The organism is Paenibacillus sp. AGC31 (assembly GCF_057334655.1).
Window position 1 is genome coordinate 46,020 of the sequence record NZ_JBHFJH010000004.1, and the last position, 18,185, is coordinate 64,204.

16 protein-coding genes and 2 rRNA genes are annotated in these 18,185 nt (G+C 47.4%); 1 reads left to right on the forward strand and 17 read right to left on the reverse strand.

Annotation, left to right across the window (positions count from 1 at the left end; genetic code table 11):
• Window positions 1-17: 17 nt before the first annotated feature.
• From ACE04G_RS03735 to ACE04G_RS03765, 7 genes are all read right to left on the reverse strand, one after another.
• The gene (locus ACE04G_RS03735) at window positions 18-497 is read right to left on the reverse strand and encodes a Mini-ribonuclease 3 (protein ID WP_076334124.1); all 480 of its coding nucleotides are present in this window, start codon (window positions 495-497) and stop codon (window positions 18-20) included.
• Window positions 494-1,894, reverse strand: a complete 1,401-nt coding sequence (gene cysS / locus ACE04G_RS03740; RefSeq protein WP_221825253.1) for a cysteine--tRNA ligase — start codon at window positions 1,892-1,894, stop codon at window positions 494-496. Before cysS ends, ACE04G_RS03735 begins: the two co-directional genes overlap by 4 nt.
• A 42-nt stretch (window positions 1,895-1,936) precedes the next feature.
• Window positions 1,937-2,596 carry a serine O-acetyltransferase gene (gene cysE / locus ACE04G_RS03745; protein ID WP_221825254.1) on the reverse strand — a complete coding sequence of 220 codons (660 nt, stop codon included), beginning with the start codon at window positions 2,594-2,596 and terminating at the stop codon, window positions 1,937-1,939.
• A 539-nt stretch (window positions 2,597-3,135) separates the two neighbouring features.
• Window positions 3,136-4,593: a glutamate--tRNA ligase gene (gltX, locus tag ACE04G_RS03750; RefSeq protein WP_221825257.1), complete on the reverse strand. Its 1,458-nt coding sequence runs from the start codon at window positions 4,591-4,593 to the stop codon at window positions 3,136-3,138.
• Between the two features lie 33 nt (window positions 4,594-4,626).
• A complete protein-coding gene (gene ispF / locus ACE04G_RS03755; protein ID WP_017692052.1) occupies window positions 4,627-5,103 on the reverse strand; it encodes a 2-C-methyl-D-erythritol 2,4-cyclodiphosphate synthase in 477 nt (158 codons plus the stop codon).
• A complete protein-coding gene (gene ispD, locus ACE04G_RS03760; RefSeq protein ID WP_221825258.1) occupies window positions 5,100-5,795 on the reverse strand; it encodes a 2-C-methyl-D-erythritol 4-phosphate cytidylyltransferase in 696 nt (231 codons plus the stop codon). Before ispD ends, ispF begins: the two co-directional genes overlap by 4 nt.
• Window positions 5,796-5,877: 82 nt before the next feature.
• On the reverse strand, window positions 5,878-6,963 hold the full coding sequence (locus ACE04G_RS03765) for a PIN/TRAM domain-containing protein (RefSeq protein WP_047841132.1): 1,086 nt from the start codon (window positions 6,961-6,963) through the stop codon (window positions 5,878-5,880).
• Window positions 6,964-7,135: 172 nt separating this feature from the next.
• Between ACE04G_RS03765 and ACE04G_RS03770 the strand changes: the two genes are divergently transcribed.
• Window positions 7,136-7,531, forward strand: a complete 396-nt coding sequence (locus ACE04G_RS03770) for a nucleoside triphosphate pyrophosphohydrolase family protein (protein ID WP_017692049.1) — start codon at window positions 7,136-7,138, stop codon at window positions 7,529-7,531.
• Between the two features lie 126 nt (window positions 7,532-7,657).
• Here ACE04G_RS03770 and pssA read toward each other — a convergent pair whose 3' ends face one another.
• From pssA to ACE04G_RS03820, 10 genes are all read right to left on the reverse strand, one after another.
• Window positions 7,658-8,389: a CDP-diacylglycerol--serine O-phosphatidyltransferase gene (pssA, locus tag ACE04G_RS03775; RefSeq protein WP_017692048.1), complete on the reverse strand. Its 732-nt coding sequence runs from the start codon at window positions 8,387-8,389 to the stop codon at window positions 7,658-7,660.
• Between the two features lie 45 nt (window positions 8,390-8,434).
• The gene (gene disA / locus ACE04G_RS03780) at window positions 8,435-9,511 is read right to left on the reverse strand and encodes a DNA integrity scanning diadenylate cyclase DisA (protein WP_047841130.1); all 1,077 of its coding nucleotides are present in this window, start codon (window positions 9,509-9,511) and stop codon (window positions 8,435-8,437) included.
• A gap of 13 nt (window positions 9,512-9,524) precedes the next feature.
• Window positions 9,525-10,892, reverse strand: coding sequence for a DNA repair protein RadA (radA, locus tag ACE04G_RS03785; protein ID WP_036671578.1), 1,368 nt, complete (start codon window positions 10,890-10,892; stop codon window positions 9,525-9,527).
• A gap of 272 nt (window positions 10,893-11,164) precedes the next feature.
• Window positions 11,165-13,627, reverse strand: a complete 2,463-nt coding sequence (locus ACE04G_RS03790) for an ATP-dependent Clp protease ATP-binding subunit (protein WP_221825270.1) — start codon at window positions 13,625-13,627, stop codon at window positions 11,165-11,167.
• Between the two features lie 186 nt (window positions 13,628-13,813).
• Window positions 13,814-14,884, reverse strand: coding sequence for a protein-arginine kinase McsB (gene mcsB, locus ACE04G_RS03795; protein WP_221825261.1), 1,071 nt, complete (start codon window positions 14,882-14,884; stop codon window positions 13,814-13,816).
• Between the two features lie 28 nt (window positions 14,885-14,912).
• On the reverse strand, window positions 14,913-15,437 hold the full coding sequence (mcsA, locus tag ACE04G_RS03800; RefSeq protein ID WP_237178603.1) for a protein-arginine kinase activator protein McsA: 525 nt from the start codon (window positions 15,435-15,437) through the stop codon (window positions 14,913-14,915).
• Between the two features lie 31 nt (window positions 15,438-15,468).
• A complete protein-coding gene (locus ACE04G_RS03805) occupies window positions 15,469-15,930 on the reverse strand; it encodes a CtsR family transcriptional regulator (protein WP_036607135.1) in 462 nt (153 codons plus the stop codon).
• A gap of 461 nt (window positions 15,931-16,391) precedes the next feature.
• Entirely contained in the window at window positions 16,392-17,567 is a 1,176-nt protein-coding gene (locus ACE04G_RS03810) for a GNAT family N-acetyltransferase (RefSeq protein ID WP_339305788.1), read from the reverse strand.
• 179 nt (window positions 17,568-17,746) lie between these two features.
• Window positions 17,747-17,863, reverse strand: a 5S ribosomal RNA gene (gene rrf, locus ACE04G_RS03815).
• A 143-nt stretch (window positions 17,864-18,006) separates the two neighbouring features.
• Window positions 18,007-18,185 (reverse strand): 23S ribosomal RNA (locus ACE04G_RS03820); the annotation flags it as partial.

Sequence of the window (18,185 nt, forward strand, 5' to 3'; positions counted from 1 at the left end):
TTGTTTTGTTGAAATTTCTATTTTTTTGTCGGTGATGGCGATTGTTGTTCCGCGTGCTCAATGCCATGCCCGATCAGTTCAATCATGCGATCATGATGACCACTGCTATAGAGGTAACCAATGAGACATTCAAAAGCCGTGGCATGTCTGTACTCCAGCACATCTGCATTTTTGGGTACACTGCCCGACTTGGCATTCCGCCCTTGCCGGACGATATCCCGTTCTTCCTCTGTCAGCTCAGCCTCAATCGTTGTAAGTATGCGGCTCTGTGCCTTCGCTGATACCAACCCGGTTGCACTACGGTGCAAATGATTGGGACGCATGTTGGCCTTCGACAACAGATATTGACGAACAGCTACCTCATATACCGCATCACCAATATAGGCCAGCGCAATAGGTGGAATCAACCTCGCAGGTCTGGAAGGAGGATACGGGAACCATCCTCCCTCTGTGACCTGCTCCTGTTGTTTTGGTGTATTTGGATGTCCTTCGCTCATTTGCGCCGCCATCTCATGCCCTGCGCCGTATCTTCAAGTAGAATGCCACGTGCAGACAATTCATCGCGAATTTCATCCGCTCTTGCCCAGTTTTTGGACTTGCGCGCTTCTACACGCTCTTCAATCAGACGTTCTACTTCCTCGTCCAGAAGTTCTGGCTCTGCGTCAGTATAAATGCGCAGCACAGCATTCAATTCACTGAACAACTCGAGGAGTGCGCGAATGTCTGCCGCATTAACTACCTCTTGCTGCAACAGTTGGTTGGCTTCCCCTGCCCACTCAAACATAGCAGTAATTGCATCAGGCGTATTGAAATCATCCTGCATCTTCTCGTGATACTGCTGACGAATTTGGTCGAGTCTTGCCGCAAACTCTGCTGTGATATCCTGATCAACAGTTACTGCATTCAGACGATGGTTCAGGTTACCTACCGCATTCGCAATCCGGTCCACACTGTTCTGTGCCTGCTCCATCGTATCATCCGTGAAGTTCAATGGGTTGCGATAGTGGGTAGACAACATGAAATAACGAATCGCTTCGCGTTTATATTGATTCCGCAAGTCTTTAACCAGAACACCATTACCGAGTGATTTTGACATCTTCTCGTTATCAATCCGGATGAATCCATTATGCATCCAGTAGTTCGCAAGTGGTTTACCTGTTAATACCTCGGATTGGGCGCATTCGCACTCATGGTGCGGGAACTGCAAATCCTGTCCACCCCCGTGAATGTCCAGTGTATCTCCAAGGTATTCCCTAGCCATGGCGGAGCACTCAATATGCCAGCCTGGTCGACCATCCCCCCAAGGACTGGACCAATAGATCTCCCCTGGTTTGGCAGCCTTCCAGAGCACAAAATCTTCGGGATGCTCTTTGCGCTCATCCACACCCACACGGATTCCAAATTGCAGCTCCTGCAGGTTTTGTTTCGAAAGTTTGCCATATTCGCTGAATTTGCCTGTACGATAATAGACGTCACCGCCATTTTCATACGCAAATCCTTTTTCAACCAGCTCACGGATAAAATCAATGATCAGCGACATGTTTTCCGTTACTCTCGGATTGCTGCTCGCCTTGGGAATACCCAATCCCTCAAGGTCTTCATAATAGGCAGCAATAAATTTCTCAGCTACATGAGGAACATCTGTTCCAAGTTGTTCTGCTTTGCGAATCAGCTTATCATCCACATCCGTGAAGTTCACCACATAGTTCACATCATGTCCTGTCTGTTCCAGGTATCCTCGAACTGTGTCGAAAAAGATAACCGGGCGTGCATTCCCGATATGAATGTAGTCATATACCGTTGGTCCGCAGACATACATTTTTACTTTCCCTGGCTCTTGGGGAACAAATTCCTCTTTGGTACGACTCATCGTATTATAAATCTGAAGCGTCATGGTCACTTATCCTTTCATCCTATACTGCCTTTATTTATTGTATCACGTATCACGCACAGTCTCATTTTCACGGGCATTCTGCAGTGTACGTACTTCTTTCTGCAATCGTTCGAGTTCTTTTTGCATACTGCGCAGGGAGTCAACGACCGGATCGGGCAATTGCTGACTAAGGCGATCTACCCGTCGACCATCCTGTTTGACAATTCTGCCCGGTATACCTACCACGGTACTATTGGAAGGGACCTCCTTAAGCACAACGGAGTTCGCACCAATGTTACATTGATCCCCCACGCTAAATGAACCCAGCACCTTGGCTCCGGATGAGATAACCACATTATTACCAATGGTCGGGTGTCTCTTCCCTTTTTCTTTCCCTGTTCCGCCCAAGGTAACCCCCTGATAGATAACGACATCATCGCCAATCTCACATGTTTCTCCAATAACGACGCCCATTCCATGGTCAATAAACAACCGATTTCCGATCGTAGCTCCAGGATGTATCTCGATTCCTGTCATAAACCGGCTAACCTGCGAAATGAACCTGGCAACCGAGAACCATCTTCTCTTGTATAAAAAATGAGCCATTCGGTGTGCCCATATCGCATGCAGCCCTGAGTAGGTGAATACCACCTCAAACCAACCTCGGGCCGCCGGATCGTTTTCAAACACCGCCTGGATATCTGATCTGATCTTCTTGAACATGCTCGTTCCCCTCTTGTTCAGGTTCCCGTCCTCCGGCTTACCGGACGGCGCGTTCCTTGGTAGTGTACTGCACACTCGCCTAAACAAAAAAAACGCCCCTGCAGCATTTAGCTGCAGAGGCGTTTATCGCGGTCCCACTCTGCTCGGTCCATTCTTAGATAGAATGAGCCCTCAAGCGGTTTGGTAACGGAAACCAATCGTCACAACCTATCCTAACGTTTTCCCTTGTCATGATCAACAAGGGCGGGGCTGGATTCGGCTGTGCAGCTCACGGGTGCATTTCGACTGATGGACAGTGGATGGCTCACAGCCACCGCAACCAAAGAAATCTTTCTTTGCTGCGGGACCATCCTCTCTGAATCTGTCCGGGTCAGTCTACTCCTCCCGATCTTTGCTGTTCTATTAGATAAATCATATCAATTATTCGTTGTGTTGTTATTATAGCGAAAAGGCCTCAGACTGACAACAGCCTGCTACGTAATCCATCCATTATAAGACTGTATTCAGATTCCAAATAAACGGAATGTCCTCGAATAAGCTTATTTTACTTGTGCAAGCAAACGTTCGATCACCGTATCACGACCCAGAAGTACGATCGTTTGGTTCAAATCCCGTCCATGCGTCTGTCCAGTCAAGGCTACACGAATTGGCATAAAGAGCTGTTTGCCCTTAAAGCCGGTTTCTTTCTGTACTTCCTTGATCAATGCAGCCATTTTGCTTGGAGTAAACTCTTCGCTCGCCTGTACTTTATCCGCAAATGCCTTCAGTACGGTTGGCACCTGCTCCTCAGCAAGCACTGCTTCTCCTTCACTTTCAAGCTCCAGATTGGAACGGAAGAATACTTCCGACAATTCGACAATATCGGAGGCAGAATTCATCTGCTCCTGGTACAGGTGTACCAGTGTATAAGCCCATTCTTTTTGTTCAGCAGACAGCTCGGAAGAAATACGTCCAGCCTTTTGCAGATGCGGAATAGCCATTTCGGCAATACGTTCCGGATCAGCATGTTTGATATAGTGGTTGTTCAAGTGAGCCAGCTTGTGTGTATCAAATACCGCCGGGCTCTTGGACAGACGTTTCGTATCAAAAATGGAGATCAGCTGCTCTTGCGAAAAGATTTCTTCTTCACCTTCCGGCGACCAGCCGAGTAAGGAAATAAAGTTAAACATCGCTTCAGGCAAATAGCCGAGCTGATCATATTGCTCAATAAACTGAATAACGGATTCATCCCGTTTACTCAGCTTCTTGTGATTTTCATTCACGATCAGCGTCATATGACCGAATTGCGGCGGCTCCCAGCCGAGCGCTTCATAGATCATCAGTTGACGCGGCGTGTTCGAGATGTGATCTTCCCCACGCAGGACGTGGGAGATCTTCATCAAGTGATCATCCACAGCAACAGCATAGTTGTATGTGGGAATGCCGTCTTTTTTCACAATGACGAAGTCACCGGATTCCTTGCTGTTGAACGAGATTGTGCCTTTAACCATATCATCAAACGTATATGTGCGCTCTTCCGGCACACGGAAACGAATACTCGCTACGCGACCTTCCGCTTCAAACGCATTAATTTGCTCTGGAGTCAGGTCACGGTGTTTACCCGAATAACGCGGTGTTTCTCCACGTGCTGACTGTTCCTCGCGCTCTTGCTCCAATTCTTCCTCCGTGCAGAAGCAACGGTAAGCCAGACCTTTATCCAGCAATTCCTGCGTATATTTACGATAGAGGTCCAGACGTTCCGTTTGACGGTATGGTCCGTATTCTCCGCCCACGTCAATACTCTCGTCCCACTCAATTCCGAGCCATTTCAGGTATTTCAGTTGGCTTTCTTCACCACCGGCAATATTCCGTTTCACGTCCGTATCTTCAATACGAATAATGAATTTACCGTTATTATGTTTGGCATATAGATAGTTAAACAACGCCGTACGGGCATTCCCGATATGCAGGTGTCCCGTTGGGCTCGGCGCGTAACGCACACGAATTTCCGTGCTCATATGATCCCCTCCGTCGCTAATTGATTGATGATATCACACACGTACAAGGCAAACAACGGATTGAGCGGCAATGCCCTCTCCCCGTCCTGGGAATCCCAGTTGCTCTGTCGTTGTTGCTTTCACGTTCACCTGCGTTACATCCGCTTCCAGTGCCTTGGCAATAACCTCAGCCATCTGTGGGATGTAAGGAGCCATCTTTGGCTTCTGGGCAATAATCGTTGAATCAATATTCCCTAACTTATACCCGCGATCCTTCACAAGCTGCCATACATGCTCCAGCAATTTCAGGCTGTCGGCATCTTTGAATTCCGGATCGGTATCCGGGAAGTGTTTGCCAATATCCCCAAGTGCCAGCGCACCCAAAATGGCATCACTAATCGCGTGCAACAGCACGTCTGCGTCCGAGTGACCCAGCAATCCTTTTTCATAAGGAATCGTTACTCCGCCAATAATGCACGGGCGTCCCTCTACCAGCTGATGTACATCAAATCCCTGTCCTACACGTATCATCGCTTCTTCTCTCCCCCCAGCAAAAACGCAGCATATTGCAAATCTTCCGGCGTTGTTAATTTGATATTGGTATAATTGCCTTCCACAACCTTGACCGACATTCCCTGACGTTCAGCCAGCATGGCATCATCTGTTCCCAGAAATCCGTCCTGCTCGGCTGATGCGTAGGCGGAGAGCAGGGAAGAAAGACGAAAAGCCTGCGGGGTTTGAATGCTCCACAGACTGCTGCGGTCTGGCGTCGCCGTAACGACTCCTTCCGCATTCACTTGTTTGATCGTATCCTTCACGGGAACCGCCAGCACAGCTGCTCCACCACCGGATATGGCGGCCGCCATGCATCCCTTGATCTGCTCATGGTTCACAAAAGGACGTACCCCGTCGTGAACGAGAACCCAATCCGTCCCAAGTGCCTCAAGGCCTTTATGGACAGAATGTTGTCTCTCTTTCCCTCCGGGGATAACACGGACACGTGAATCCAGTTGGTATTCTTTTACCCAATCCTGGCAGCGTTCAACATCTGCGGCTCCTGTGACCAGCACCATCTCGCGGATCTCGTCCAGCGCAGCAAATACCTCAAGCGTATGTATGAAAACGGGCTTGTCCTGCAGCAACAGAAACTGTTTGCTCTCGGTCGTCCCCATCCGGGTTCCGCGACCTGCTGCCACAATGACAACGCCCCACCCTTTATCCATGCCGCAATCCCTGCCTTGTCTGTCAGTTTATCGTCCGAAGATATACAATATCATTCAACGATACACTACCCATCATACCGCTTTATTGGGCTTTTTCCAACAGTTTCGGCTTGGCAAAAATCATTCGTCCCGCTGAAGTCTGCAACACACTGGTCACCAGCACTTCCATCATCATGCCGATATACTCGCGTCCGCCCTCCACAACGATCATAGTGCCATCATCCAGATAGGCTACACCTTGACCATGCTCCTTGCCATCCTTGATGATCTGCACCATGATCTCCTCACCTGGCAGAACAACTGGCTTGACCGCATTGGCGAGATCATTAATGTTCAACACAGATACACCTTGGAGTTCACACACTTTGTTCAGGTTAAAGTCATTGGTGACCACTTTGCCCTGAAGCACTTTAGCCAGTTTAACCAGTTTGCTGTCCACCTCGGAGATTTCCTCGAAATCCCCCTCGTAGATCAGGACTTTTACATCAAGTTCCTTCTGGATTTTATTCAAAATGTCCAGTCCACGCCGTCCTCTGTTCCGTTTGAGCAGATCCGATGAATCGGCAATATGCTGTAACTCCTCCAGAACGAATTCCGGAATTACGATCGTGCCTTCAATGAATCCGGTTTTGCATATATCAGCGATACGCCCATCGATAATAACACTGGTATCCAGAATCTTATGTTCTTCCATCCGTCTATCCTCGTCCACCTCGGGATGACCCCATCGCCCAGACATCCAGAAGGCCCCCAGATCGTCTTTCTTCGCCATGGCAAGGGTATAACCAGAATAAGCACTAATCACCGTCAGCGCCACTTGCAGCACTTCTCCTGCTGTCCCCATCCATCCCACAACAGGGTAGAGCAACAAGGCCACCAGCAACCCAGCCACCGTACCTGCGGCACCTGCAGCCAGTTCGTTCATAGGTACTTTTGCCAATGAATCGATTCCACTATGCAGCCTGTCTGCCATCAATGTTCCACCGATATTACATACAGCCATAAACATTACAGCTCCCAGCAGTGTCGATATACCAGCTCCCAGTAATCCTGCTGACTGAATCCACTCAGCCATCCATGGGACCGATTTTCCTGCCAGATGATATGCCGTGTAGCCGAACCATGCACCGCACAATCCTGTAAAAGTTAAAATGCCTTTTTTCCACATTAGTCCCTGCACCTCCTTCAATGTATCTTGACTTTATATCCAGTATGATCCAATTCCTGAATTGCTAATCCCATCTGGAAGAACTTTTTGGAAATGTTGCAATCGTCAGTTGAAAGTAGGTAAATTATTGGCATATAATGAATTCAATTCATATCCCGAGGTGAGTGGCAAAATGAGTACGCTAAGTTTACAGGCTTTCCAGGATCAAGTTTCTGAACTGTTGCTGCGTCATCGCAGCCTGATTGATGTACTTTCCAAAACGGGACAAGCCGGAGCGTCTGTTAATCGTGCCGTGTCCAAAGCCATTACCGAATGCGGCTGCATCGAGCTGCACGCCACCAAGCAGAAATATGCCCCGGAGAGCGATATCGCTCAAACCAAGGGCCTGCTGGAAACGCATGTGGAAGGTGAGTTGTGTGAGAACTGCAGAGAGGTCATCAGCTCTGAACTAGGGCGGAACCTGTTCTACATGTCGGCTCTCTGCAATCTGCTGGACATTAACATGGAAGAGGTCGTAAATCACGAATCACAGAAGTGTTCAACGTTAGGGATGTTTAATCTGTCGTAAGAAGATATGTATGTCGTCCGCAAGGGTTTCTTTTACCGTAAATAGATCTGAATAAACAAAAAGCACGCATTCTCCAGTTCAGGAGAGTACGTGCTTTCTTTGTATAGTGTCTGTCCCCAAGGCGGCTTAACGATCGGAAGGACGGGAAGATTTCTCATCCTTGCGCTTTTTCGCCCGACTACGCGAGGCCGCTGTTCGCACATTATGCTTCATTCCATACAAGGCGTATAATACCAGCGGAATAAAGATCAATTTGGATAACTGCTCCGGGAAAATAACGGCTACGGCTATGGCAAATAACACAACCCATGGTGCAATCCAGATTGCCTTGCGTGGCAAACCGACCTTTTTGAAATTGGGATATTTAAGCGAACTCACCATCAGATACGATAACAGCAACGTAGCAATCATCATGCTAACCGGACCAATATCCTTATTGAACAAGGACAGTGTAGCCAGCACCCCACCGGCTGCGGGAATCGGCAGACCTGTGAAATACCCGGGAATTCCCGGACGAACATTAAACCGAGCAAGACGAATGGCTCCACAGATCGGAAAAGCCGCTGTTGCGATCCAGGCGAGGATCGGCATCGAATCTTGAAACGACACCATAAATATGATCAGGGCTGGTGCTGCACCAAAGGAAACCATGTCAGACAAGGAATCCAGTTCCTTGCCGAATTCACTTTGAGCATTGAGTGCACGTGCCACTCGGCCATCCAGACCATCCAGTAGCATCGCTACAATGACCATAATGGCAGCCAAACTGTAATTTCCATCAATCGCAAGCAAAATTGCCATCATTCCAAGAAACAGATTACCCAGGGTAAAGAGATTCGGAATGAATCTGGTTAGCATTGTTGTTTCACCTCATCCATTTCAAGCCTTTATATAGGCAAACCCTTACATCTGTCTGTCGATAAACATTTGCTCCTGCAAACGTTTGAGGCCTTCCTTAATGGTCCGGGCACGAACTTCACCAATACCGTCCACTTCGTCCAGTTCTTCAATTGTAGCCATAATAACATGAGGCAATTGTTCGAATTGATCCACCAAATTATGGATAATGACATTGGGCAGGCGGGGGATCTTATTTAATACCCGGAATCCACGAGGTGCAACCGAATCCTCAGAAGTAGCCGCTGATGATGGATAGCCGAGCAGACGGACAATATGATGTGCATCCAGCAACTCATCGTCCGACAATCTTTTCAGTCCCACGATAATTTCACGGATTTTGTCATCACTGTCGTCACGGGCATAGTCTTTATACAATAACCAGGCTTCTTCTTCCGTTGTACCCACGAGCTCTTCCATTTGCATGGAAATGAGTCGTCCCTCATTCCCAAGTTCATGAATGTATCGTTTGATTTCCGTTTTGATCCGCATCACCATTTCGGTACGCTGAATCACATTAACCACTTCAGGAATCGTTACTAATTCCTCAAATTCCGAAGCACTCAGATTCGTAAGGGACTGTGTTAATACCGCTTTGTATTTCTCCAGGGTTTGAATCGCTTGATTCGCTTTGGTCAAAATAACCCCGATTTCCTTGAGGGAATAACGAAGTGTTCCCTGATACAAGGTAATGATATTCCGGCGCTGTGATATGGATACGACCAATTTACCCGTTTGCTTTGCTACACGCTCTGCCGTCCGGTGACGAATCCCCGTCTCTGATGAAGAGATGGATGAATCCGGGATTAACTGGGTATTGGCGTAAAGAATACGCTTCAAATCCTCGCTAAGAATAATGGCTCCATCCATCTTGGCGAGTTCATACAGATAGTTCGGGGAGAAATCACAGTTAATCGAGAATCCCCCATCCACCACTTCCATTACTTCAGGGCTGTATCCTACAACAAGCAGTGCGCCCGTCTTGGCGCGCAGCACATTTTCCAGACCTTCGCGGAAAGGTGTACCTGGTGCGATCAGCCTTAACAACTCATTCATATTATCCAGTTGGCTCATATCTTTCATCTTGTTATGCCCCCTAATCTAAAGCAACCGCTAGTGCATCTGCCACGGTATTCACACCGATCAGTTGTATCCCGCGAGGATGTTTCCAGCCCTTTAAGCTTTTTTCTGGTAAAATAACTCGTTTGAAGCCCAGCTTTGCGGCTTCCTTCACTCGTTGTTCGGCCCGTGATACGGCTCGAACTTCACCTGTCAGACCAATCTCGCCAAAGATGACGTCGTCCGGCTTGGTCGGTACATCTCTCAAACTGGATGCAATACTGACAGCAACCGCTAAATCTACAGCAGGCTCATCCAACCGTACTCCACCAGCCACATTCAGATACGCATCCTGGGTCTGTAAAAACATCCCCATTCGTTTCTCCAGCACTGCAATGATCAGATTTAATCGATGCAGATCTACCCCTGTTGCCATACGGCGGGGAGAAGGGAAATGTGTGGTCGAGATCAACGCCTGCAATTCCACGAGCAGAGGGCGTGTACCCTCCATACTGGCAACTACCGTTGAACCTGCTACACCCAGTGGACGTTCCGACAAAAAGAGTTCGGACGGATTGCCCACCTCACGAAGTCCATCCTCGCCCATTTCAAAAATGCCAATCTCATTGGTTGAACCAAAACGGTTCTTCACCGCACGCAGCAGGCGATACGTATGATGCCGTTCTCCTTCAAAATAAAGGACGCAATCCACCATATGTTCTAACATACGTGGACCGGCAATGGCACCTTCTTTGGTAACATGCCCCACAAGAACAGTTGCAATGCCTCTGCCTTTGGCAATCCGCATGAACCTTGACGTACATTCCCTTACCTGCGCTACACTACCTGGCGCACTGGTAACTTCGGGAAGATATACCGTCTGAATGGAGTCGATGACAAGAAAATGCGGCTGGATCTGATCCACCGCTTCCTCTACACGTTCCATATTGGTTTCACACAGTACATACAACTCGGCAGAGAGTGCCCCGAGGCGGTCTGCCCTCAATTTGGTTTGCTTGACTGATTCCTCACCGGAAACATATAACACACGCAAACCCGAATGCGTCAAAGCATGGGACGTCTGCAACATCAACGTTGATTTACCGATACCCGGATCTCCGCCCACCAGAACGAGTGAACCCGGAACGATTCCGCCACCCAATACTCGGTTCAACTCTCCGATTCCAGTCTGTACACGCGGTTCCTGACCGCTATCTATATCTATGATAGGAAGCGGTTTATCTTTACTGTCAAACAGAGGAGAATTTCTCCCCTGTGTTTTGACCACCGTCTCTGTTTCTTCCACCATTGAATTCCATGACTGACAACCCGGACACTTACCGTACCACTTGGGGGCTTCATAGCCGCATTCCGTACATTGAAACTTGGTTTTAACTTTGGCCACTTCAGCACTCCTATAATTTAGTTTTATAACAGCATTTTGCATTATTCGACGAATTTCACCCAAACTCCCTGACGTGCAGGGTTACTAAAAGTTTACCATTGTTTGAGATTTTTCGTAAAGGATTATCGCAAACTTTACACATGTTCCTGACATAATCATGTCCGTCTTCTGTCCAAAGTGCAAAAAATCCTCCCCGGCCGAAGCCGAGAAGGATTTGATTAAGGATTATGGATCAATACAAGCTGAAGTTTAACTCCAAAGCTTGCTAAATATTATTTAGTTTCGATTTCCTCATTGGACGAAACGACTACGTCTTTTTTCGTAACAGACAGTGCACCGTTCTCTTCGTCGATGAGCAATGAATCCCCTTTGGTTACGTTACCTGTGAGCAACTCTTCGGACAATTTGTCCTCGATATGCTTCTGGATCGCCCGACGAAGCGGACGCGCACCGTAAGCTGGATCAAAGCCTGACTTCGCAAGGAAAGACTTGGCATTATCAGTGAGTTCGAAATCGACCTCATGTTCGAGCAGTCGTTTACGAAGTTCTTCACTCATAAGCGTAACAATTTCAGCGATGTGTTTTTCTTCAAGTGAGTGGAACACGATAATTTCATCAATCCGGTTAAGGAACTCTGGACGGAAGCTTTTCTTCAGCTCATCCATCACTTTCCCCTTCATGTTGTCATAATCTGCTCCTGCATCTACAACTGCAGTGAAGCCCAGTGTAGAGTTACGTTTGATCGCTTCGGCACCCACGTTGGATGTCAAGATAATCAGCGTATTGCGGAAGTCAACGACGCGACCTTTGGAATCCGTCAGTCGACCATCCTCAAGCACTTGTAACAAGATATTGAATACTTCTGGATGTGCTTTCTCGATTTCATCGAGCAGGACTACGGAATATGGTTTGCGACGAACTTTCTCTGTCAGCTGGCCACCTTCTTCGTACCCAACATATCCTGGAGGCGCTCCGACAAGTCGGGAAGTCGAGTGCTTCTCACCATACTCGGACATATCAATCCGGATTACTGCATTTTCATCGCCGAACATCGCTTCAGCCAGAGCACGAGCAAGTTCTGTTTTACCTACCCCTGTAGGGCCGAGGAAAATGAATGAACCCATCGGACGTTTTGGATCTTTAAGTCCCGCACGAGCACGACGAACCGCACGGCTGACAGACTTCACTGCCTCATCCTGACCGATGACACGTTCATGTAGAATAGACTCCAGATTCATCAGACGCTGTGTCTCTTCTTCTTTCAGTTGGTTCACAGGGATTCCTGTCCAGCTGGCTACCACTTGTGCGATATCCTCAGGAGTAACCTCAGAATCGGTGCGACCTTGTTTCTCTTTCCACTGGTTCTTCGTTACATCCAGCTCTTCACGGATTTTTTGTTCCGTATCACGCAGAGCTGCTGCTTTTTCGAACTCCTGACTTTGAACTGCAGCGTCTTTTTCCTTACGGATATCTTCCAGACGGCTTTCCAGTTGTTTCAGGTTTGGTGGGATCGTGTAAGAGTTCAATCTTACTTTGGAACCCGCTTCATCAATCAGGTCAATCGCTTTGTCTGGCAGGAAACGGTCTGTAATGTAACGGTCAGACAGTTTAACCGCCTGCACAATTGCTTCGTCCGTAATTTTCACGCGGTGATGCGCCTCATAACGGTCACGCAAACCGTGCAAGATTTGAATCGCTTCTTCCGGAGAAGGCTGATCTACAGTAATCGGTTGGAAACGACGCTCAAGCGCTGCATCCTTCTCGATGTATTTACGATATTCATCCAGTGTTGTCGCACCGATACATTGCAATTCTCCACGGGCCAGAGCCGGTTTCAAAATGTTAGAAGCATCGATGGCGCCTTCAGCTCCGCCTGCGCCAATCAAGGTATGCAATTCGTCGATAAACAGGACAATGTTACCTGCTTGGCGGATCTCATCCATGATTTTTTTCAGACGATCTTCAAACTCACCACGATATTTGGTTCCAGCGACTACAGAACCCATATCCAGGGTCATTACACGTTTGTCGCGTAATGTTTCCGGAATCTCATTTGCGATGATTTTTTGTGCAAGGCCTTCAGCAATCGCTGTTTTACCTACACCTGGCTCACCGATCAATACTGGGTTGTTCTTCGTACGACGGCTGAGTACCTGGATGACACGTTCAATTTCTTTACTACGCCCAATGACGGGGTCCAGGTTGTTCTCTCTCGCATAAGCCGTGAGGTCACGTGCCAGACTGTCCAGCGTTGGTGTGCTTACATTGGCAGGTGTTCCATTATGACTGGATACAGCTTCACTGCTGCCAAGCAATTGCAGCACTTGTTGGCGTGCTTTGTTCAGGCTAATACCCAGGTTATTGAGCACACGTGCTGCAACACCCTCGCCTTCACGAATCAATCCGAGCAGGATATGCTCTGTGCCTACATAAGTGTGGCCCAATTTACGAGCTTCATCCATAGACAGTTCAATTACTTTTTTCGCACGTGGCGTATATGCAATGTTGGTAGGTTGCTCTTGGCCACGGCCAATCAGCGTTTCTACTTCATCCTGAATTTTTTCCAATCCGAGTCCCAGGCCGATCAGTGCTTTGGCTGCGATGCCTTCGCCTTCACGAATGAGGCCGAGCAAAATATGCTCAGTACCGATGTTATTATGACCGAGACGGACAGCTTCTTCCTGCGCGAGTGCGAGCACCTTTTGGGCCCGTTCCGTAAATCTTCCAAACATCATATCTCCTGCACCTCCATGGTTTTGGATAAAACGAGGGTCATGTAATGAAATAACCGTCGTATTCTTCATATCATTTTTGTTTGCAGCCGTGCTGCGAATAAAGTCATTCGGCAATTCGTACATGCCTTATTATATAAAAGCCGCAATGCGGCATGAAACCATAATTCAATACTATATCAGGCTAAACTAGGACTGCTTCGCTGCATTGATCGTATCACGAATCAACTGAGCACGGTAGATGTCACGCTCATCTGTGCGCATATCTTCCCCGAACGTTTTCTGCAAGAATCCCGGCTGTGTCATCACATTCAACTCATTCATTACCGTAATGGACAGTCCATCCAACAAACCGAGATCCACGCCAAGGCGTACATCCGATAAGCGCTGTGCAGCTTCCTTGGAATCAACAATAGCTGCATGAGACAATATGCCGTAAGAGCGCATGACACGATCCGTAATCCGAAGTCTGGAGTCGGTAATTAACCGTTCTCTAGCTGTACGCTCATGACCTATCATCTGTAATACAACACCATGCAGGTTCTCGATGACTTCCTGTTCGGTCTGTCCCAAAGTAATCTGGTTCGAGATCTGGAACAGGTTACCCATCGCCTCACTGCCTTCACCGTATATTCCTCTTACCGTCAATCCCACTTGGGAAACTGCGGTTAGAATACGGCCTATCTGTTGTGTCATCACCAGGGCAGGCAAGTGCATCATAACCGATGCTCTAACACCTGTACCTACATTAGTAGGACAGCTGGTTAAGTATCCTCTGCGATCATCAAAAGCATAATCCACGTGCGCTTCAAAAGCATCATCTATTGCGGAAGCTTTCTCCCAGGCTTCTTTCACCTGGAACCCCGGATAGAGGCACTGGATACGAAGATGATCCTCTTCGTTAATCATAATACTGACAGACTCATCCTCACTGAGAATAACCGCACCATTCCTGGATTCATTCGCAAGACTTGGACTGATGAGATGTTTCTCCACCAGCACCCGTTTGTCGAGTTCGTCAATATCGATCAGATCCAACGTATGAAAATCCCCAAAGGCATGAACGTCATCGTATTGAAGTACTTCGCTCAGCTTATTCAGCACCTCTTCCGATTGCTCATTGGAAGCCAGCATCGGAAACGGAATATGCTGAAGGTTGCGTGCAATCCGGACACGGCTGCTAATGACAATTTCGGAATCAGCCGCATCACTGCGCATCCAGTCGCTGAGCGCCTTCTCTGTAAAGCGCAGATTAGGCATTACACATCCCTCCTACTCATGACAAACTTTACTCCTGAGCTATTCCTTTTTCAAGTCCTCTGATCTGGTCACGGATCTGAGCCGCCTCTTCAAATTCCTCTTGCGCGATGCTCTCCTGGAGCTCACGCTTCAGATCAGCGATTTGCCGTTTCACCTTGATGCGACCACCAGCTCGTGCAGGCACTTTGCCTACATGGGACGTATTACCATGAACTCGCTTGAACAAAGGATCCAGACGGCTGTCAAAATATTTATAACATGAACTGCAGCCGAACCGGCCTATCTTGCTAAATTGTGAGTACGTCATACCACACTCTTCACATTGAAGTGCTTTTGCAGGGGGTGTTCCTGCCGATCCACTTTTGCTGGCTGGATCAAAATCAAGCAATCCGGACAATAAGTTGTGAATGGAAAACCCACCTGCTGTTCCAGGGATCATTTCCCCTTTTTCACGGGCACATGACTCACAAATATGGAATTCCGTCTTCTCTCCATTTACGATCTTCGTAAAATGAAGTGTCGCCGGACGTTTATTGCATTCTTGGCACAGCATATTGATGTACCTCCTTTGACCCCGATAGTTTTCATTTACCGAGCAAAGATATTAACATCGCCTTCAACATTCTGGCACGAATTTGATCCCGGTAAGGAAGTTTGACTAATATAACCTCTCTAGATACAGCAGCTCGCATCAACCCGGCTTCCCGCTTGCTCAAGAAGCGTGCTTCTTCCAATTGATAGATCAATCCTTCGGCAGCTGTCTGCCCGATCTCTTCACCAATACTATGGTGCAAATGATTATGCAGAGCTGATTGGGCCGGTAATTCAATGCGCTGTATGCGAACATAACCACCACCGCCGCGTTTACTCTCTACCAGGTATCCCTTCTCGAGTGTAAAACGTGTGCTGATGACATAATTGATCTGGGAAGGTACACATGAGAATTGATCTGCCAGATCATTACGCTGAATTTCAACCATTCCTTCGGGACTTTCATGCAAAATACTCTTCAGATATCGTTCGATAATATCAGAGATATTACGCATCCAATCATCCTCCACTGTCTGAAACGTTAAGTCAATAAGGACCCACACGCCCCCACAGAGTACACCTTCTCTACCCATTTAACCAATCAGGGAAACAGCGAATCTTGCTTCCACAGGTGTTAACAGGAGAGCGAAGGAAGCACGAAGGTCCTTTAATATTCCCTTGATCCTCCGATGAAATGAATCCCGTATATTGGCGATCATGCATCAGATTGTAGAAAGAAAGCTACTTAAGTATTAAACCTTTAGTTGACTTTGACTTTCTTTGACTTTATAACCATTATAGCATATTTTGTGGTTTTGCCAAGTGGGGTCACTATTCATTTTTTACGATTTTACACGAAATATTCCCCAGACACAAAAAAACCTCCCCAAAATTGCTGGAGAAGTCCATTTGTCTTTCAATCACGCCGTATTTCTATATAAGCTAATCAAGTTAAATGGAACAGTGGGCATAGTCATCAGAAGAAATCGAGCAAATAGGTTTCCCGTTCAGGAATCGCTTGTTCCAAAGCCTTGATTGCTGTGTTCGGTCCGTGAATTCTTCCGATTCGTGCCATTTCCGTTGGTCTGCGATATCCCATCAGCACCGCGGTAAGGGATTGAATATCCACCTTAATGGTCTGATCATCATTAATTGCCTCCGAAGTTTTCCATATGGACGCTGTTCCGTTCATTGCCACGTTTAATTGCCATACCCCTTCATTCCACGGAGCGTAGGTATCCTCTACCTGTAGAACAATCTGCACCGGTGAGTCCTGGCTTGCAAATGGATACTGAGATATAAACTGCTCTACACTAACGATACGCGCCATAAAATAAGGTACAATCTCCTGCTGAATCCGTGGGTTATCCAGTTGGAAGGCAAGCGTATCACTGGCAGGCGCCTGCAACGTAACTTCCTGGATCATGGAATCATGGTTAGCAATGAAGGTCCACAGCCCTTGCCTCGCCTCTTCATTCAGATAGATGATCTCTTTAATGGTAAATTTATTTTCCTTAACCTCATATAAAAGATAACCTTGTGCTGCATCAGCTTCATCGTAATATACAGCCTTCTGGCTGGTCCCATTAACAAGAACTGAATTCTCCCACCTTGCATCATCCCGAACCAGAGTTCCGTTATAACGCTCAGCATAAGCACTGTATACTTCCTTTAGTATGCTGAGGCCCGGATCCCCACGCCGAATCGTTCCAGGTGTCGCTTTTTTCGAAGGCAAATGAGCTGTAGGCACTTTATAACGTTTAAATTCAACATAAGTCTCCCATCCATACTTCCGATAGAAACCAAAGGAGAATGGATGCAAGAATGATATACTTTGTTTGTTACGATTCATTTCTTCCAACGCATGGTTCAGCAGACCCGCTACCCAGCCTTTGCGTCTATACTCTGGCCAGGTGGCAACACCCGCAATACCGCCCATCTCGAACGATCTGCCATGAATATAGGTTTGAAAAGGAATGATATGAAGTTTGGCTCCTAGCTGCCCATCCTCATATACACCCCATATATCCTGTGACGAAAATTGACTCCGCCGTTTTTCTTTTTGTTCTTCACTCATTACTACTTGAAAAGCATATTCGGAGAGTGCCATCGCTGGTTCAAAATCATCTACCGTCAATTTCTGAATTTCCATGTCGTCCTACACCCCATTCGCTAGAGTTATTATCAATCCAAATCATGGCCTGATATCTGATATATGTACTCTTTAGAGTGTGTCAGAGGATTCTTACAAAGTCAAATAAGAGATGCTTTCGCATCCCTTTAAATAAACAAATAAAAACCACCACCGAATAACATCGGCAGTGGTTCTTCGCTTGGCGGCGTCCTACTCTCCCAGGACCCTGCGGTCCAAGTACCATCGGCGCTAGAGGGCTTAACGGTCGTGTTCGGGATGGGTACGTGTGGAACCCCTCCGCCATCGCCACCAAACGCGATTTGTCGAAGCATAGCTTCTTAAAATCAGATATGGAAATGAAAATCATACACACGTTCTGTGATGTACCAATTTTCATTTCAGAGATCATTCTCTGAAAACTAGATTCGAAACGAAACACGCGAATTATCACTTGCTATTGGATAAGCCCTCGACCGATTAGTACTGGTCAGCTCCATGCATTGCTGCACTTCCACCCCCAGCCTATCTACCTCGTCGTCTTCAAGGGGTCTTACATACTGGGAAATCTCATCTTGAGGGGGGCTTCACGCTTAGATGCTTTCAGCGTTTATCCCGTCCGTACATAGCTACCCAGCG